Source organism: Paraburkholderia sp. BL6665CI2N2 (assembly GCF_004366535.1).
GTDB lineage: Bacteria > Pseudomonadota > Gammaproteobacteria > Burkholderiales > Burkholderiaceae > Paraburkholderia.
In genome coordinates this window covers 4,264,740-4,280,045 of the sequence record NZ_SORC01000001.1, presented here as the reverse complement: position 1 = coordinate 4,280,045, position 15,306 = coordinate 4,264,740, and the positions used below count along the sequence as shown (strand labels likewise).

The window sequence follows — 15,306 nt, the reverse complement described above, 5'->3', positions numbered from 1 at the left end:
TCACCTTATGACTGCTCGCGCAGTTTGAAGCGTTGAATTTTTCCAGTGGCAGTCTTCGGCAAATCGTCGACGAACACGATATCGCGCGGATATTTATGCGGCGCGAGCCGGTCCTTCACGAAAGCCTTCAACTCATCCGCGAGTATCTCAGAGGCCGCGAATTCACGCTTCAACACCACGAATGCACGCGTCTTGACGAGGCCGCCGTGATCGACGCCGACCACCGCCGCTTCGAGCACCGCGCCGTGCTGGACCAGCACCATTTCCACTTCGACGGGCGAGACATACTGGCCGCTGACTTTGAGCATGTCGTCGCTGCGGCCCGCGTAGACATAGCAGCCGTTCGCCAGCCGGCAGTACTTGTCGCCGCTGCGGATCCATTCGCCGAGAAAGGTGGCGCGGGTTTTCTCGCGGTTGTTCCAGTACATCACGGCGGCGCTCGGCCCTTTGATATATAGGTCGCCGACTTCGCCATCGGCCACGGCATGACCGGCATCGTCGCGCAACTCGACTTCGTATCCCGGCACCGGACGGCCCGTCGTCCCGTACTCGACCGCGCCTGCGCGATTGGACAGGAAGATATGCAGCATTTCAGTCGAGCCGATGCCGTCGAGAATCTCGCAGCCGAAATGGGCGGTGAAACGCTCGCCGATTTCACGCGGCAACGCTTCGCCCGCCGACGTGCAGATGCGCATCGCGACATCGGCGCGTGCGGGCAAGTTGGGCGAGACCAGCATGTTGGCGTAGAGCGTGGGCACGCCGTAGAACACAGTCGGGCGATGTTTGACGAGACGCGTGAAGATCGCGTCGGCGGTGGGACGCTCCGCCATCAGGATCGCCGTGGCGCCGACCGACAGCGGAAACGTCAAGGCGTTGCCGAGACCGTACGCAAAGAACAACTTGGCCGCGGAGAACACCACGTCGCTTTCGGCAATGCCGAGGATCGGCTTGGCATAAAGCTCGGCGGTCCAGTACAGGTTCGCATGCGTGTGGACGGTGCCTTTCGGCTTGCCGGTCGAGCCTGATGAATACAGCCAGAAGGCGATGTCGTCGCAACCGGTTGCCGCGGCTTTGGCGGCGGGCGCGGCGGCGTCGATCAATTCTTCGAGCAGCGGCGCGATGAGCGGCTCGCCCTCACACGGCTGGGAGACGATCAACTGACAACCATCATGTTCGACGGACTCCAGCGCCTGCGTCACGTTCTGCACCAGCGCACCCGAGGCGATCACCGCGCGCGCGTGGCTGTGCGTGAGCATGTACACATAGTCGGCGGGCGTGAGCAGCGTGTTTGCGACGACCGGCACAACGCCCGCGTAGAGCGCGCCGAGAAAGGCAACCGGCAGGGCGATGGTATCGAGCATCACGAGCAACACGCGCTCTTCGGGATGCACGCCGAGTGTGCGCAGCGCGCTCGCAAAGCGCCGCGCGCGCTCTTCGAGTTCACCGTACGTGGCGCTGCCGGTGTCGTCGATATAGGCGGTCTTGGCGGCGCGGGCTTCGTTCAGTCGAAACAGGTAGGCCGCGAAGTTGAATAGCGCGGGCGGCGCTTCGACTGTCGCGGCGGGCTGATTCGCTGCCTTTTCCAACAAGGCTTCCATGTGTCTCCTCCATCGGGTGGGCGCGGTCCGGCTGTTCTGTGCTCATGATCCGCTCGATGCTGTCAGGCTGATGTGCTTGCCCGGTCCACGAGCGCAACGCCCGTCAGCGGATCGGTGAATGTGACGTTCGCGCCGCGGCCGGCGATCCGCTCGCGGGCGACATGGTTCTTCAGGAGTTCGGTCATGGCGGTGCTCAGGCGGGAGTGAATTCGATGGCGCCTTGCGGCAGGAGATACAGCACCAGCGCCTCGCCGTTCGCCACCGTCGGACGATGCGCGGAGCCTGGCCCGTACACGCACCAGCCGGCCGGGTGGGCGTCGAAGGTGGCGCCTGCGGTGAGCGGCATGATCAGATCGATCTCGCCGTTCGGGTGAACATGATGCGGTCCCGCAATATCCTTCATATCGACGACGTCGACGGAAAAGCCGTGGGTCTCGTGCAGCGCCTTGAAGATGCGACCGTAACGAATGCCGCCGCCTTCGCGGTTGCACAGCCAGCCTTCGGCGACGCCGCTTTTGCACGCCTCTGCAAGCTCGCGGAACGCGTCGCCGCCGGCGGGGTAGGTCTCGTTCAGCCAGTCCGCCAGCTTGCCGTCGAGCGGCCGGCCGGCGAGTTGCTCAGTGACGCCCGCGATCAGGCGCTGGAATTCATGTGGGGACATGCGAGTCTCCAGATCGGCGCCTCCGACCGGCACACGCACGTTAATGCATGCGAGTCGTCGCGCCATCTCCGTGACGCCGCCGAAAATCTCGACAGCGTTTGTTATTGGATCAATATTTGGCGAAAATTAACCGTTCACCCGGGGTCTGTCAAGCACTATAGTACATGTATCGCAGTTATGAGGCAGCAAAACATGAACCAAAATTACTCTCCGCCACCCCTTGACGACTCATCCGACGAGGACGCGCCCCGTGCCGAACGGTCGCCGGATCGCGGCGCCGAGCGTGATCCGTTTCTCACGGCGATGGGCGACCGCGTGCGCCTGCTGCGCGCGCGCCGCGGCATGACGCGCAAGACGCTGGCCACGGAGACCGGTCTGTCGGAGCGGCATCTGGCGAATCTGGAATCGGGCGTGGGCAATGCGTCGGTGCTGGTGCTGCGGCAGATCGCGGCTACCTTGAACTGCTCGCTGGCCGAGGTGATCGGCGACGAAACCACGGCTTCTGCCGAATGGCTGCTGATTCGCGAATTGCTGCAGGGACGCGATCAGGCGGCCTTGCAGCGCGCCCGCGTGGCGCTCGCCGAGATGTTCGCGCAGGCGCCGCGCGACCCGCATCGCAAGGACCGGATTGCGTTGATCGGCCTGCGCGGCGCCGGCAAATCGACGCTCGGGCGGATGCTGGCGCAGGAGCGCAAAGTGCCGTTCGTTGAGCTCACACGCGTGATCGAGCAACTGGCCGGCTGTCCGCCTTCGGAGATTCATTCGCTTTACGGCGCGGCCGCTTACCGGCGTTATGAGCACCGCGCGCTGGAGGCCGTGATTCAGGAGCACAAGCGCGCGGTGATTGCGTCGCCGGGCGGACTCGTGTCGGAGTCGGGCACCTTCAATACGCTGCTGTCGCATTGCTACACGGTGTGGCTGCAGGCCGCGCCGGAAGAGCACATGCGCCGCGTCGTCGCGCAGGGCGACCTGCGGCCGATGTCGGGCAACAAGGAGGCGATGGATGACCTGAAGCGCATTCTGGCGGGGCGCTCCGAGCTGTACGGCCGCGCCGACATGAGCTTCGACACCAGCGAAAAAACCTTGGCCGACGCCTACCTGCAACTGCGCGACCGCCTCGCCGCAAGACTCGCCGCGGAATCGCCCGACGAAGCGCGTGCGAGCTAACCTGCGCCGCGGTGTCAGGGTTTACTAGCAAATATGCACTAAAGTGCTTTACATGGGTAAGATGATGCACTATTGTTCAAAAAACAAAATTGCATCGTCCAGTCAGGAGACGCCCCATGTCCGCAGCAGAAACCGCCGTCGCGCCGGTCGACTACCGCACCGATCCCTCGCAGTACAAGCACTGGAAACTGAGCTTCAGCGGTCCCGTCGCGACGCTCGGCATCGACATCGCCGAGGACGGCGGCATTCGTGACGGCTACAAGCTGAAGCTGAATTCGTACGACCTCGGCGTCGATATCGAATTGCACGACGCGATACAGCGCATCCGCTTCGAGCATCCCGAAGTGAAAACCGTGGTGCTGACGAGCCTGAAAGACCGCGTGTTCTGCTCGGGCGCCAACATTTTCATGCTGGGTCTCTCGACGCATGCGTGGAAGGTCAACTTCTGCAAGTTCACCAACGAGACGCGCAACGGCCTGGAAGATTCGTCGCGCTATTCGGGTCTGAAGTTTCTGGCTGCCGTGAACGGCGCGTGCGCCGGCGGCGGCTATGAACTCGCTCTGGCCTGCGACGAAATCTATCTGGTGGACGACCGCTCGTCGTCGGTGTCACTGCCGGAAGTGCCGTTGCTCGGCGTGTTGCCGGGCACCGGCGGCCTGACGCGCGTCACCGACAAACGCAAGGTGCGGCACGACCGCGCCGACATTTTCTGCACGGTGGTCGAAGGCGTACGCGGCGAGCGAGCGAAAGCATGGCGCCTCGTGGATGAAGTCGTGAAGCCGAACCAGTTCGACCAGGCGATCCAGGCACGCGCGCTCGAACTCGCCGAGCAAAGCGATCGTCCCGCGGACGCGCAAGGCGTTGTGCTCACGCGTATCGAACGCACGGACCGCGAAGACGGCCTCACTTATAAGACGCTCGACGTCACGATCGATCGTGCAAAACGTATCGCGACGTTCACCGCCAAGGCGCCGGCAGGCGAACCGCCCACGAATATCGATGAGATCGTCGCAGCGGGCGTGAACTGGTGGCCGTTGCAATTCGCCCGCGAACTCGACGACGCGATCCTGTGCATGCGCACCAACGAACTGACGGTCGGCACGTGGGTCTTCAGAACCGAAGGCGATGCCCGCAATCTGCTCGCCGCGGATGCCTCGCTCATGCAACACAAGGACCACTGGTTCGTGCGCGAGACCATCGGCCTGTTGCGCCGCACGCTTGCACGTATCGACGTTTCGTCGCGCTCGCTGTTCGCGCTGATCGAGCCGGGTTCGTGCTTTGCCGGCACGTTCGCGGAACTCGCGTTCGCCGCGGACCGCACGTATATGGCGGCGCTGCCGGGCAATGAAGAGGAAGAGCCGGCCATCACGCTTTCAGAAGTCAACTTCGGCCTCTATCCGATGGTCACGCATCAGTCGCGTCTCGGCCGGCGTTTCTATGAAGAGGCCGAACCGCTCGACGCGGTGCGTTCCCTGATCGGTCAGCCGATCAAGCCGGTCGAAGCCGAGCGTCTCGGCCTCGTGACCGCATCGCCCGACGACATCGACTGGGCCGACGAAATCCGCATCGCGCTCGAAGAGCGCGCCGCGATGTCGCCGGATGCATTGACCGGACTCGAAGCGAATCTGCGCTTCAACGGTCCGGAAACGATGGAGACGCGCATTTTCGGGCGTCTCACCGCGTGGCAGAACTGGATTTTTAACCGGCCGAACGCAGTGGGCGAGAAGGGCGCGCTCAAGGTGTATGGCAAGGGCAGCAAGGCGCAATTCGACGTCTCGCGTGTTTGATACGCATTGGGCACGCATTTGATGCGCGCGTGATCGGCGTCTGAACACCATCGACGGCAATTGCCCGATACGAGCCTCTCATCGTCACTGCAGTTTCCGAACCAGGAACCGACCATGTCAACGATCAACTACAGCGAAAAGATTCCGAACAACGTCAACCTCGCCGACGACCGGGCACTGCAGCGCGCGCTCGAACAATGGCAGCCGAATTTCCTGGCGTGGTGGGGCGACATGGGCCCGGAAGGCTCGCACGGCTACGACGTATATCTGCGTACCGCGGTGAGCGTCGACGCGGGCGGCTGGGCGCATTTCGATCACGTGAAGATGCCGGACTACCGCTGGGGCATTTTTCTCACGCCCGGCGAGCAGGACCGCAAGATTCATTTCGGCGAACACAAGGGCGAAGCGGCCTGGCAGGACGTGCCCGGCGAACATCGCGCGAATCTGCGCCGAATCATCGTGACGCAGGGCGACACCGAACCGGCGTCGGTCGAGCAGCAGCGCCACCTTGGTTTGACGGCGCCCTCCATGTACGACTTGCGCAACCTGTTCCAGGTGAACGTGGAAGAAGGCCGTCACCTGTGGGCGATGGTGTATCTGCTGCATCGCTACTTCGGCCGGGACGGCCGTGAGGAAGCCGAAGCATTGCTCGGCCGCCGTTCTGGCGACGACGACAATCCCCGCATTCTTGGCGCATTCAACGAGAAAACGCCCGACTGGCTCGCGTTTTTCATGTTCACCTACTTCACGGATCGCGACGGCAAGTTTCAGTTGTCGGCGCTTGCCGAGTCTGGCTTCGATCCGCTCGCGCGCACCACCAGGTTCATGCTGACCGAAGAAGCGCATCACATGTTCGTGGGTGAATCGGGTGTGTCTCGCGTGATTCAGCGCACTGCCCAGGTCATGAACGAACTGGGCACGGACGATGTCGCGAAGCTTCGCGCGGCCGGCGTGATCGATCTGCCGACTATCCAGCGCTATCTGAACTTCCATTACTCGGTCACGATCGACCTGTTCGGCGCCGATCATTCGTCCAACGCGGCCACGTTCTATAGCTCGGGCCTCAAGGGTCGCTATGAAGAAAACAAGCGCGACGACGATCATCAGTTGAACGGCCAGAGCTACAAATTGCTCGACGTGCAGGACGGCAAACTGGTCGAGCGCGAAGTGCCGATGCTCAACGCGATGAACGAAGTGCTACGCGACGATTACATCAAGGATTCGGTGGCCGGCGTGGGGCGCTGGAATAAGGTGCTCGAAAAAGCCGGCATCGATTTCCGCATGACGGTGCCGCACAAAGCATTCAATCGGCAGATCGGCACGTTCGCGGGCACGCGCGTGTCGCCCGACGGCCGCGTGGTCAGCGAAACCGAATGGGCCGCCAACGAGGCGAAATGGCTCGCTACGCCGGAAGACCGCGCTTACGTCGCGTCGTTGATGGGACGCGTCACGCAAGCCGGCAAGTTCGCCAACTGGATTGCGCCGCCCGCGATGGGCGTGAACCGTCAGCCGGTCGATTTCGAATACGTGCGTTTCAACTGAGCGCGCGAGCGGCGCTTGACGCGCGTGGCGCCAGGCGCCGCATCTCAAGGTGGAGGAAGTCATGAACGGCCCAGTATCGATCGAAGTTCTCAGGCAGCATCTGATCGATCCGGAAATCTGCATTCGCTGCAATACGTGCGAAGAGACTTGCCCGGTCGATGCGATCACGCACGACGACAACAACTACGTGGTCAAGGCGGAGATCTGCAACGGCTGCATGGCGTGCGTGCCGCCGTGTCCGACTGGCGCGATCGACAACTGGCGCACGGTGCTGAAGGCCGACGCATATCCGATCGAAGAGCAGTTCACGTGGGACGTCCTGCCGGAACAGAACACGATGGCCGTGCCCGCCGCGGACGAGTCGCCGGGCGCGAGCGGGTCGGGTGATACGCCGGCGGAGGCAGGCGGCATTGAAGTGGATACCGTGCGTGGTTCGGTCGTGCCGCCATGGTCCGCGGCGAAACCGTACGTGAACCTCTACACGCACAAGGAGCCCACTAGCGCGACGGTGGTGGGCAACTACCGGCTGACGGACGGTTCGATCGATAGCGACATTCATCATATCGTGCTGGATTTCGGATCGATGCCGTTTCCGGTGCTGGAAGGCCAGTCAATCGGTATTCTTCCACCCGGCGCGACCGCGGACGGCCGCACGCATCACGCGCGCCAGTATTCGATTGCGAGTCCGCGCGATGGTGAGCGGCCCGGTTACAACAACGTCTCGTTGACGGTCAAACGTGTTTCGCAGCAACACGGCGACTCGTTGGACGGTGTGTGTTCGAACTACCTGTGCGATCTGAAGAAGGGGGACGTGGTCAAGGTGATCGGCCCGTTCGGCGGCACGTTCCTGATGCCGAACCATCCGAACTCGCATCTGCTGATGATCTGCACCGGCACGGGCTCAGCGCCGATGCGTGCGATGACCGAGTATCGCCGCCGGCGTCGGCTGAAGGGCGCGACTGGGAAGTTGATGTTGTTCTTCGGCGCGCGGACCAAAGAAGAGTTGCCGTACTTCGGACCGCTCACGAATCTGCCAAAGGATTTCATCGATACGAATCTGGCGTTTTCGCGTACGCCGGGTCAACCGAAGCGCTATGTTCAGGACGCCATGCGCGAGCGCGCGGTCGATGTGGCGCAGATGCTCAAGGACGACAACACGCATATTTACGTGTGCGGGTTGAAGGGTATGGAGGATGGTGTGCTGCAGGCGCTCAAGGAGATTGGCGAGCAGCATCAGCTGGATTGGGAAGCGCTGTGGGTGAAGTTGAAGAAGGAGGGGAGGTTGCATCTGGAGACGTATTGACCGGCTGGTGGCCGGCCATGCGTTCGGCGAAATCTTACGGAACTCGCCTCGAGTGATCGCTAAGCGGCCTCCCACTCGTCTTCGCTGATGGACGTGGTGGGATTGTCGTAACGCAAAAGCGTGCCACGCAGCACTTCGAGTGCGTGGCGTTCCACGCCGCGATAGGGCCGCACTTCCAGCACGGGTTTCCCGCAGTCTGTCACGATCACACTTTCGCCGGAAGATTCGACCTGCCGAAACAACTCGAGCACCCTGGCTTCGAATTCGGATTTTGATATCTGATTGGTGCGCATGATTTTCCTATAGTGGTTTGTGGATCGGCATAGTGCTGCTCGAAGATTAAGGGCCTACGTGTCGCACTCCGCCGAATCCACTTTCCCCGGCGACACCGCCCCGCAAGCCCGAAGCACCAACTGCACCACTTCCTCCGTGGTCGCATCGAACGCTTTTTGCGTCAACGCGCGCTTGCCTTTAAGCGCGCGAATCTGAGCATCGAAGTCGGCATAATGCTGCGTCGTCGCCCAGATCATATACATCAGCGTCTGCGCATTCACCGGCGCGAGCAGCCCGCGCGCGATCCAATCGTCGATCACCTTGACGCGGCTGTCGAGCCACGGCTTCACGCGCCCCGTGAGAATGTCCTCCATATGCTCCGCGCCGTGAATGATCTCGCTCGCCCACACCTTCGAACCAAGCGGCCGGCGCCGCGACAATTCCATTTTCGCGCGCACGTACCCGCCGATCGCTTCGACCGGGTCGTCGCTGCATTCGAACGTATCCGCCGCGCGATGCCAGTCTTCGAACAGGTCTTCCAGCACGCGTCGATAGAGCGCGAGCTTGGTCGGGAAATAGTAATGCACGTTGGCTTTTGGTAAGCCCGCGCGCTCCGCGATCATCGCGGTGCTCGTACCGTCGAGTCCGCGCTCGGCGAAAACCGCCTCGGCGCACGCCAGAAGATGCGCTTCGTTCGACTCGCGAATGTGCGCCTTGCGCCGCCGCAAAGGTGCGCGTGTTTCCTCGCTTTCCGTGATGTCTGCCGCCACGTCGTCGTCTCTCATGTTCGCCTTCGGCGGCATGGGTGCCGCGTCGCGCTTCATTCTAGTCGTTTGGCGCGTTGCCCACACGCGCATTCATCGCGCGCGCCGCGGGCATGCTGCGATGCAATGGCACGCTTCTCGCTATGTTTCTCACCGCACGAAAGGTGTTGATTTGGCGAGTTTAATCAGCTACAACCTGTCCAACTGGACAGGATTGGGAGAGCGGCCGATACCCTAGGGTTTGCCCGCTGTATGAGAAGCGAGCGACGGCATCGAATCTGCACCGCCCCCGTGCGGGCACGCCCCAAAACCCGCCGCCGATGCACCAGTTTCATGTCGGTTCACCGAAAGGAGCGAGACGAATGAACGCGGTATCCGAAGCGCTGAAGCACGCTGAACCCACCACGTCGATCAGGATCGACGGCAAGCGGCTGTGGGACAGCCTGATGACAATGGCGAAGATCGGCGCAACGCCCAAAGGCGGCGTCTGCCGCCTGGCGCTCACCGACCTCGATAAGGAAGGACGCGATCTGATCGTCAGTTGGGCGAAGGAAGCCGGCTGCACGGTCAGTGTGGACCAGATGGGCAATGTGTTCATGCGCCGCGCCGGGCGCAATCCCGCTGCGCTGCCGGTCATGACCGGTTCGCACGCCGACTCGCAGCCGACCGGCGGCCGCTTCGACGGCATCTACGGCGTGCTGGGCGGTCTCGAAGTGATTCGGAGTCTGAACGATCACGGCATCGAGACGGAACATCCGATCGAAGTGGTGATCTGGACCAACGAGGAAGGCTCGCGTTTCGCGCCCGCGATGGTGGCATCGGGCGTGTTCGCCGGTGTGTTCACGCTCGACTACGGTCTGTCGCGCAAGGATGTGGACGGCAAGACCATCGGCGACGAACTCAAGCGCATTGGTTATGCGGGCGATATTCCATGCGGCGGACGGCCGCTGCACGCGGCGTTCGAACTGCATATCGAACAGGGGCCTATTCTCGAAGCCGAACAGAAAACCATTGGCGTCGTGACTGATGCGCAAGGTCAGCGCTGGTACGAAATCACGCTGACGGGGCAGGAGGCGCACGCAGGTCCGACGCCGATGCCGCGCCGTCGTGACGCGTTGCTCGGCGCCGCGCGCGTAGTCGATCTGGTCAATCGTATCGGACTCGACAACGCGCCGTTCGGCTGTGCGACGGTCGGCATGATGCAGGTCTATCCGAACTCGCGCAACGTGATTCCGGGGCGTGTGTTCTTCACTGTCGATTTCCGTCATCCGGACGATGCCGTGCTCGCGAAAATGGACGCCGCCTTGCGCAAGGGCGTGGCTGACATCGCGAACGGTATCGGCCTCGAAACCGAACTTGAGCAGATCTTTTACTACGCGCCGGTCGCCTTCGACGAAGCTTGCGTGAAGTCCGTGCGCGCCGCTGCGGAACGCTTCGGTTATCCGCATCGCAACATGGTGTCCGGTGCGGGACATGATGCCTGCTATCTGTCGCAAGTCGCGCCGACTTCGATGGTGTTCGTGCCGTGCGTGGACGGTATCAGTCACAACGAGATCGAGGACGCCACTTTCGAATGGATCGAGGCCGGCGCCAACGTGTTGCTGCACGCCATGCTGGAACGTGCGTGCGAGCCGGTTTCATGACGCTTTAGCGGTTGCGGTCCTTAGCACCCGTTTTACCCGCTTCACCGTAGTGCCCATAGAACATGCCGTCCCGGCTTCGCAGCGTGGCCGGCAGGAGCGGCTACGTCCTCACATCGAAGAAGGAACGAGTATGGCCATCAAGCAAACCGGCGACATTGCCGCTCAGCGGCTCTCGCCCGAGCAGCTCTCATGCGAGTTTTCCGACATCGCGCCCTTGCTCGACGCAAGCGCTGCCGCGGCGGCGGCGAGCCGCTGCCACTACTGTTACGACGCGCCGTGCGTGAACGCCTGCCCGACGCAGATCGACATTCCCAGCTTCATTCGCAAGATCAGCAACGGCAATCTGAAGGGCGCGGCCGTGGATATTCTGTCGGCCAATCCGCTGGGCGGCATGTGCTCGCGCGTCTGCCCGACGGAAATTCTGTGCGAAGGCGCTTGCGTGCGTAACCATCAGGATGCGAAGCCGGTGGCGATCGGCGCGCTGCAACGTCACGCCACGGATTGGGCGATGGCGCGCGGCGAAGTGCTTTTCAAGCGCGCGGCGGAAACCGGACGGCACGTCGCGGTGGTCGGCGCGGGTCCCGCGGGACTTGCTTGTGCGCATCGGCTCGCATTGGCCGGCCACAACGTGACGATCTACGACGCGCACGAAAAAGCCGGCGGCCTGAACGAATACGGCATTGCTGCCTATAAAACCGTCGACGACTTTGCACAGCGTGAAGTGGAGTGGCTGTGTTCGGTCGGCGGCATCCAGATCAAACACGGCGTCGCGCTCGGACGCGATGTCGACCTCGACACGCTGCGCAAGCAGCACGACGCCGTGTTTCTCGCGATCGGCCTCACCGGCGTGCGCGCGCTCGCAATGGAAGGCGAAGACCTCGGCGGCGTGATGAACGCGGTGGACTTCATCGAGCAGGTACGCAGCGCGAGCGATCTCGGCACCGTGCCGGTGGGGCGCCGCGTGGTCGTGATCGGCGGCGGCAATACGGCGGTGGACGCTGCCGTGCAAAGCCGCAAGCTCGGCGCGACCTCGGTGACGATGGTGTACCGGCGCGGCGTCGAAGCGATGAGCGCGACCTGGGCCGAACGCGACTTCGCGCAGACGAGCGGCGTCACGCTCGTCACGCATGCCACGCCGATGCATCTGATCGGCGACGGCGGCGTGGTGACCGGTGTTGAATTCGCGCGTACGTCGAAGGATGGTGGAGAGGAGCGCTTCGTGGTCGAAGCCGACATGGTGCTCAAGGCGATCGGTCAAACGCTGGTACCGGTCGGCATCGAGCGTGAGTTGCTGACTTTGGACGGCAGCCGTATCGCGGTCGATGCGAATGGCCAGACCTCGCTCGCGAACGTGTGGGCAGGCGGCGATTCCGCGGCCACCGGCGGCATCGACCTCACGGTGCAGGCGGTGCAGGACGGCAAGATCGCCGCTGCCGCGATCGATGCGCAGTTCGCTCGTACCGCGGTGAAAGCCGCCTGAAGCGAATCGCGCCAAGCCCGACGAAGCGTCATACCAGACAAAAACAGCAGTCCCCAAGGAGCCGAACATGGCCGATCTGCGCTGTACGATTGCCGGCATTACTTCGCCGAATCCTTTCTGGCTCGCCTCCGCGCCGCCGACCGACAAAGCCTATAACGTGAACCGCGCTTTCGAAGCGGGCTGGGGCGGCGTGGTGTGGAAGACGCTCGGCCTCGACCCGCATGTGGTGAACGTCAGCTCGCGCTATGGCGCGGTGCAATGGAACGGCCAGCGCATGGCGGGCCTGAACAACATCGAACTGATTACCGACCGTCCGCTCGACGTCAATCTGAAGGAAATCGCGCAAGTCAAACGCGACTGGCCGGACCGCGCGATGATCGTCTCGCTGATGGTGCCGTGCAACGAACGCGACTGGAAGTGGATTCTGCCCCTGGTCGAAGACACGGGCGCGGACGCGGTCGAACTGAATTTCGGCTGCCCGCACGGCATGAGCGAGCGCGGCATGGGCGCGGCGGTCGGCCAGGTGCCCGAGTATGTCGAGATGGTCACGCGCTGGGTCAAGGAAGGCACCAGGCTGCCGTGCCTCGTCAAGCTCACGCCGAACATCAGTGACATTCGCACGGGTTCGCGTGCGGCCTATAAGGGCGGCGCGGATGGCGTGTCGCTGATCAACACGATCAACTCGATCGTCGCGGTCGATCTGGACGCGATGTCGCCGTTGCCGATGGTCGATGGCAAGGGCACGCATGGCGGCTACTGCGGCCCGGCCGTGAAGCCGATCGCGCTGAACATGGTCGCCGAAATCGCGCGCGATGTGGAAACGCCGAATCTGCCGATCTCCGGCATCGGCGGGATTTCGACATGGCGCGACGCCGCGGAATTCATGGTGCTCGGCGCGGGCAGCGTGCAGGTCTGCACGGCGGCCATGCACTACGGATTCCGTATCGTTTCCGACCTGACCGACGGCCTCTCCAACTGGATGGACGAAAAAGGCTACGCGACACTCGACGATATTCGCGGCCGCGCCGTCCAGAACGTCACCGACTGGAAGTACCTGAACCTCAAATACGACATCAAGGCGCGCATCGACCAGGACAAGTGCATTCAGTGCGGCTTGTGCCATATCGCCTGCGAAGACACGGCTCACCAGGCGATCATGAAAGAAAAAGATGGCGTCCGGCATTTTGAAGTGATGGACTCCGAATGTGTGGGCTGCAATCTGTGCATGCACGTGTGCCCGGTCGAACAGTGCATCTCGATGGAACGCGTGGACAGCGGCGAGTATGCGAACTGGACCACGCATCCGAACAATCCGGCGCGCGTGGACGCAGGGCTGAGCGCATCGGCGGACGCGGCTGAAACCGGCGAGCCGGCGCACGCGGCAAAAGCCGCCTGAAAACAGAACGTGGTTGAAGCGAACTGAAACAAACGCAGCGCTAGTACTGAACCTGTCATTCCCCAAAAGGCTCGACGCGCCGACAGAAGCCGCGCGGGTCTCAACGATCGAGTGGAGAGCTCTAGATGAAGCAGACAGCGCAACCCGCCGACCCGCAGTTCGCGGCCGGCGTGCAGGGCAGCAGTCTTTACAACGACGACCTTGCGCCGACCGGCGTCGCGCAGCGTACGTGGAAGTGGTATCACTTCGCCGCGCTGTGGGTGGGCATGGTGATGAACATCGCGTCATACATGCTCGCCGCCGGCTTGACGGAAGAGGGCATGTCGCCGTGGCAAGCGGTGGTGACCGTGCTGCTCGGCAACCTGATCGTGCTGGTGCCGATGCTCCTGATCGGCCACGCCGGCGCGAAGCACGGCATTCCGTACGCGGTGCTGGTGCGCTCCTCGTTCGGCACCCAGGGCGCCAAACTGCCGGCAATGCTGCGCGCCATTGTCGCGTGCGGGTGGTACGGGATTCAGACGTGGCTCGGCGGCAGCGCGATTTATACGCTGCTCAACATTCTCACCGGCAACGCGCTGCACGGCGCGGCCTTGCCGTTTCTCGACATCTCACTCGCGCAACTGGCGTGCTTCCTGGTGTTCTGGGCGCTACAGATCTACTTCATCGTGCACGGCACGGATTCGATCCGCTGGCTCGAAAGCTGGTCCGCGCCGATCAAGATCGTGATGTGCATTGCACTGGTGTGGTGGGCGACATCGAAAGCGGGCGGTCTCGGCTCGATGCTGTCGGCGCCGTCGCAATTCGTGCCGGGCGGCAAGAAAGAAGGCCTGTTCTGGGCCACGTTCTGGCCCGGCCTCACGGCCATGGTCGGATTCTGGGCCACGCTTGCGCTCAATATCCCCGACTTCACGCGCTTTGCGAGAACGCAGCGCGATCAGATTATCGGCCAGTCGGTCGGCTTGCCGGTGCCGATGGCCTTGCTCTCGGTGATCTCGGTGGTTGTTACGTCGGCGACGGTGGTGATCTACGGCAAGGCGATCTGGGATCCGATCGATCTGACGAGCCGCATGACCGGCATCGGCGTGGGCGTCGCGCTGATCATCCTGACGCTCGACACCATGTGCTGCAATCTCGCGGCAAATCTCGTCGGCCCCGCTTATGATTTTTCGAGCCTGTGGCCCAAGGGCATTTCGTATCGCGTGGGCGGCATGATTACCGCCACCATCGCGATCGTAATGATGCCGTGGAAGATTCTCGCCACCACGCAAGGCTATATCTTTACGTGGCTGGTCGGCTATTCGGCGTTGCTCGGTCCCGTAGCGGGTATTCTGATGGTCGACTATTTCCTGATCCGCGGCACGCGGCTCGACACGCGTGAACTGTTCGACGAACACGGCGAATACAGCTACACCGGCGGATGGAATATCGGCGCGGTGGTCGCGCTCGTGATCGGCGTGCTGCCGAATCTGCCGGGCTTCTTGCATACCGCGTTTCCGGCATCGTTCCCGAACGTGCCGGCGATCTTCAATACGCTTTATACGTACGCGTGGTTTGTCGGACTCGCGTTGGCGTCGATCGTATATAGCGCGTGGATGAAGCTGAGCAAAGGACCGAGCGCGCGCGTGGCGAGCGCATAAAGCCGGCCCACGAGTGCCAGCGATTACGTAGCACCGAAACCAGCAGTTCATAAGG

13 protein-coding genes are annotated in these 15,306 nt (G+C 62.7%); 8 read left to right on the top strand and 5 right to left on the bottom strand.

The window, feature by feature from the left end; genetic code table 11:
* Nucleotides 1–5: 5 nt before the first annotated feature.
* The 3 genes from B0G81_RS19035 to B0G81_RS19030 all read right to left on the bottom strand — a co-directional run bounded on the left by B0G81_RS19035 (nucleotide 6) and on the right by B0G81_RS19030 (nucleotide 2,259).
* Nucleotides 6–1,598 carry a benzoate-CoA ligase family protein gene (locus B0G81_RS19035; protein ID WP_134137982.1) on the bottom strand — a complete coding sequence of 531 codons (1,593 nt, stop codon included), beginning with the start codon at nucleotides 1,596–1,598 and terminating at the stop codon, nucleotides 6–8.
* A 62-nt stretch (nucleotides 1,599–1,660) separates the two neighbouring features.
* Nucleotides 1,661–1,783 (bottom strand): hypothetical protein, encoded by a 123-nt coding sequence (locus B0G81_RS45410; RefSeq protein ID WP_279590542.1) that lies wholly within the window; start codon nucleotides 1,781–1,783, stop codon nucleotides 1,661–1,663.
* An 8-nt stretch (nucleotides 1,784–1,791) separates the two neighbouring features.
* The gene (locus B0G81_RS19030; RefSeq protein ID WP_134137981.1) at nucleotides 1,792–2,259 is read right to left on the bottom strand and encodes a DUF4863 family protein; all 468 of its coding nucleotides are present in this window, start codon (nucleotides 2,257–2,259) and stop codon (nucleotides 1,792–1,794) included.
* A 192-nt stretch (nucleotides 2,260–2,451) separates the two neighbouring features.
* On the opposite strand from B0G81_RS19030, the gene B0G81_RS19025 reads away from it, so the two are divergent.
* The 4 genes from B0G81_RS19025 to boxA all read left to right on the top strand — a co-directional run bounded on the left by B0G81_RS19025 (nucleotide 2,452) and on the right by boxA (nucleotide 8,058).
* Nucleotides 2,452–3,426, top strand: a complete 975-nt coding sequence (locus tag B0G81_RS19025; RefSeq protein WP_134137980.1) for a helix-turn-helix transcriptional regulator — start codon at nucleotides 2,452–2,454, stop codon at nucleotides 3,424–3,426.
* Nucleotides 3,427–3,542: 116 nt separating this feature from the next.
* Nucleotides 3,543–5,213: a 2,3-epoxybenzoyl-CoA dihydrolase gene (gene boxC, locus B0G81_RS19020; protein WP_134137979.1), complete on the top strand. Its 1,671-nt coding sequence runs from the start codon at nucleotides 3,543–3,545 to the stop codon at nucleotides 5,211–5,213.
* Between the two features lie 114 nt (nucleotides 5,214–5,327).
* On the top strand, nucleotides 5,328–6,755 hold the full coding sequence (gene boxB, locus B0G81_RS19015; RefSeq protein ID WP_116139986.1) for a benzoyl-CoA 2,3-epoxidase subunit BoxB: 1,428 nt from the start codon (nucleotides 5,328–5,330) through the stop codon (nucleotides 6,753–6,755).
* A 61-nt stretch (nucleotides 6,756–6,816) separates the two neighbouring features.
* Nucleotides 6,817–8,058 (top strand): benzoyl-CoA 2,3-epoxidase subunit BoxA, encoded by a 1,242-nt coding sequence (boxA, locus tag B0G81_RS19010; protein ID WP_134137978.1) that lies wholly within the window; start codon nucleotides 6,817–6,819, stop codon nucleotides 8,056–8,058.
* A gap of 59 nt (nucleotides 8,059–8,117) precedes the next feature.
* On the opposite strand, the gene B0G81_RS19005 is transcribed toward boxA, so the two are convergent.
* Complete coding sequence (locus B0G81_RS19005) at nucleotides 8,118–8,351, bottom strand: type II toxin-antitoxin system Phd/YefM family antitoxin (protein ID WP_134137977.1); 234 nt, start codon at nucleotides 8,349–8,351, stop codon at nucleotides 8,118–8,120.
* Nucleotides 8,352–8,405: 54 nt separating this feature from the next.
* Complete coding sequence (locus tag B0G81_RS19000; protein WP_181916709.1) at nucleotides 8,406–9,155, bottom strand: TetR/AcrR family transcriptional regulator; 750 nt, start codon at nucleotides 9,153–9,155, stop codon at nucleotides 8,406–8,408.
* Between the two features lie 302 nt (nucleotides 9,156–9,457).
* Between B0G81_RS19000 and B0G81_RS18995 the strand changes: the two genes are divergently transcribed.
* From B0G81_RS18995 to B0G81_RS18980, 4 genes are all read left to right on the top strand, one after another.
* Complete coding sequence (locus B0G81_RS18995) at nucleotides 9,458–10,738, top strand: Zn-dependent hydrolase (RefSeq protein ID WP_134137976.1); 1,281 nt, start codon at nucleotides 9,458–9,460, stop codon at nucleotides 10,736–10,738.
* Nucleotides 10,739–10,868: 130 nt separating this feature from the next.
* Nucleotides 10,869–12,218: an NAD(P)-dependent oxidoreductase gene (locus B0G81_RS18990; protein ID WP_134137975.1), complete on the top strand. Its 1,350-nt coding sequence runs from the start codon at nucleotides 10,869–10,871 to the stop codon at nucleotides 12,216–12,218.
* 67 nt (nucleotides 12,219–12,285) lie between these two features.
* Complete coding sequence (preA, locus tag B0G81_RS18985; RefSeq protein WP_134137974.1) at nucleotides 12,286–13,614, top strand: NAD-dependent dihydropyrimidine dehydrogenase subunit PreA; 1,329 nt, start codon at nucleotides 12,286–12,288, stop codon at nucleotides 13,612–13,614.
* 125 nt (nucleotides 13,615–13,739) lie between these two features.
* Nucleotides 13,740–15,251, top strand: a complete 1,512-nt coding sequence (locus B0G81_RS18980; RefSeq protein WP_134137973.1) for an NCS1 family nucleobase:cation symporter-1 — start codon at nucleotides 13,740–13,742, stop codon at nucleotides 15,249–15,251.
* Nucleotides 15,252–15,306: the final 55 nt, after the last annotated feature.

Coding starts and splice junctions, on each gene's coding strand:
- B0G81_RS19000 (WP_181916709.1), bottom strand. CDS start 9,155: ATGAAGCGCGACGCGGCACCCATGCCGCCGAAGGCGAACATGAGAGAC.
- B0G81_RS19035 (WP_134137982.1), bottom strand. CDS start 1,598: ATGGAAGCCTTGTTGGAAAAGGCAGCGAATCAGCCCGCCGCGACAGTC.
- B0G81_RS19005 (WP_134137977.1), bottom strand. CDS start 8,351: ATGCGCACCAATCAGATATCAAAATCCGAATTCGAAGCCAGGGTGCTC.
- B0G81_RS45410 (WP_279590542.1), bottom strand. CDS start 1,783: ATGACCGAACTCCTGAAGAACCATGTCGCCCGCGAGCGGATCGCCGGC.
- boxB (WP_116139986.1), top strand. CDS start 5,328: ATGTCAACGATCAACTACAGCGAAAAGATTCCGAACAACGTCAACCTC.
- preA (WP_134137974.1), top strand. CDS start 12,286: ATGGCCGATCTGCGCTGTACGATTGCCGGCATTACTTCGCCGAATCCT.
- B0G81_RS19030 (WP_134137981.1), bottom strand. CDS start 2,259: ATGTCCCCACATGAATTCCAGCGCCTGATCGCGGGCGTCACTGAGCAA.
- boxA (WP_134137978.1), top strand. CDS start 6,817: ATGAACGGCCCAGTATCGATCGAAGTTCTCAGGCAGCATCTGATCGAT.
- B0G81_RS19025 (WP_134137980.1), top strand. CDS start 2,452: ATGAACCAAAATTACTCTCCGCCACCCCTTGACGACTCATCCGACGAG.
- B0G81_RS18990 (WP_134137975.1), top strand. CDS start 10,869: ATGGCCATCAAGCAAACCGGCGACATTGCCGCTCAGCGGCTCTCGCCC.
- boxC (WP_134137979.1), top strand. CDS start 3,543: ATGTCCGCAGCAGAAACCGCCGTCGCGCCGGTCGACTACCGCACCGAT.
- B0G81_RS18980 (WP_134137973.1), top strand. CDS start 13,740: ATGAAGCAGACAGCGCAACCCGCCGACCCGCAGTTCGCGGCCGGCGTG.
- B0G81_RS18995 (WP_134137976.1), top strand. CDS start 9,458: ATGAACGCGGTATCCGAAGCGCTGAAGCACGCTGAACCCACCACGTCG.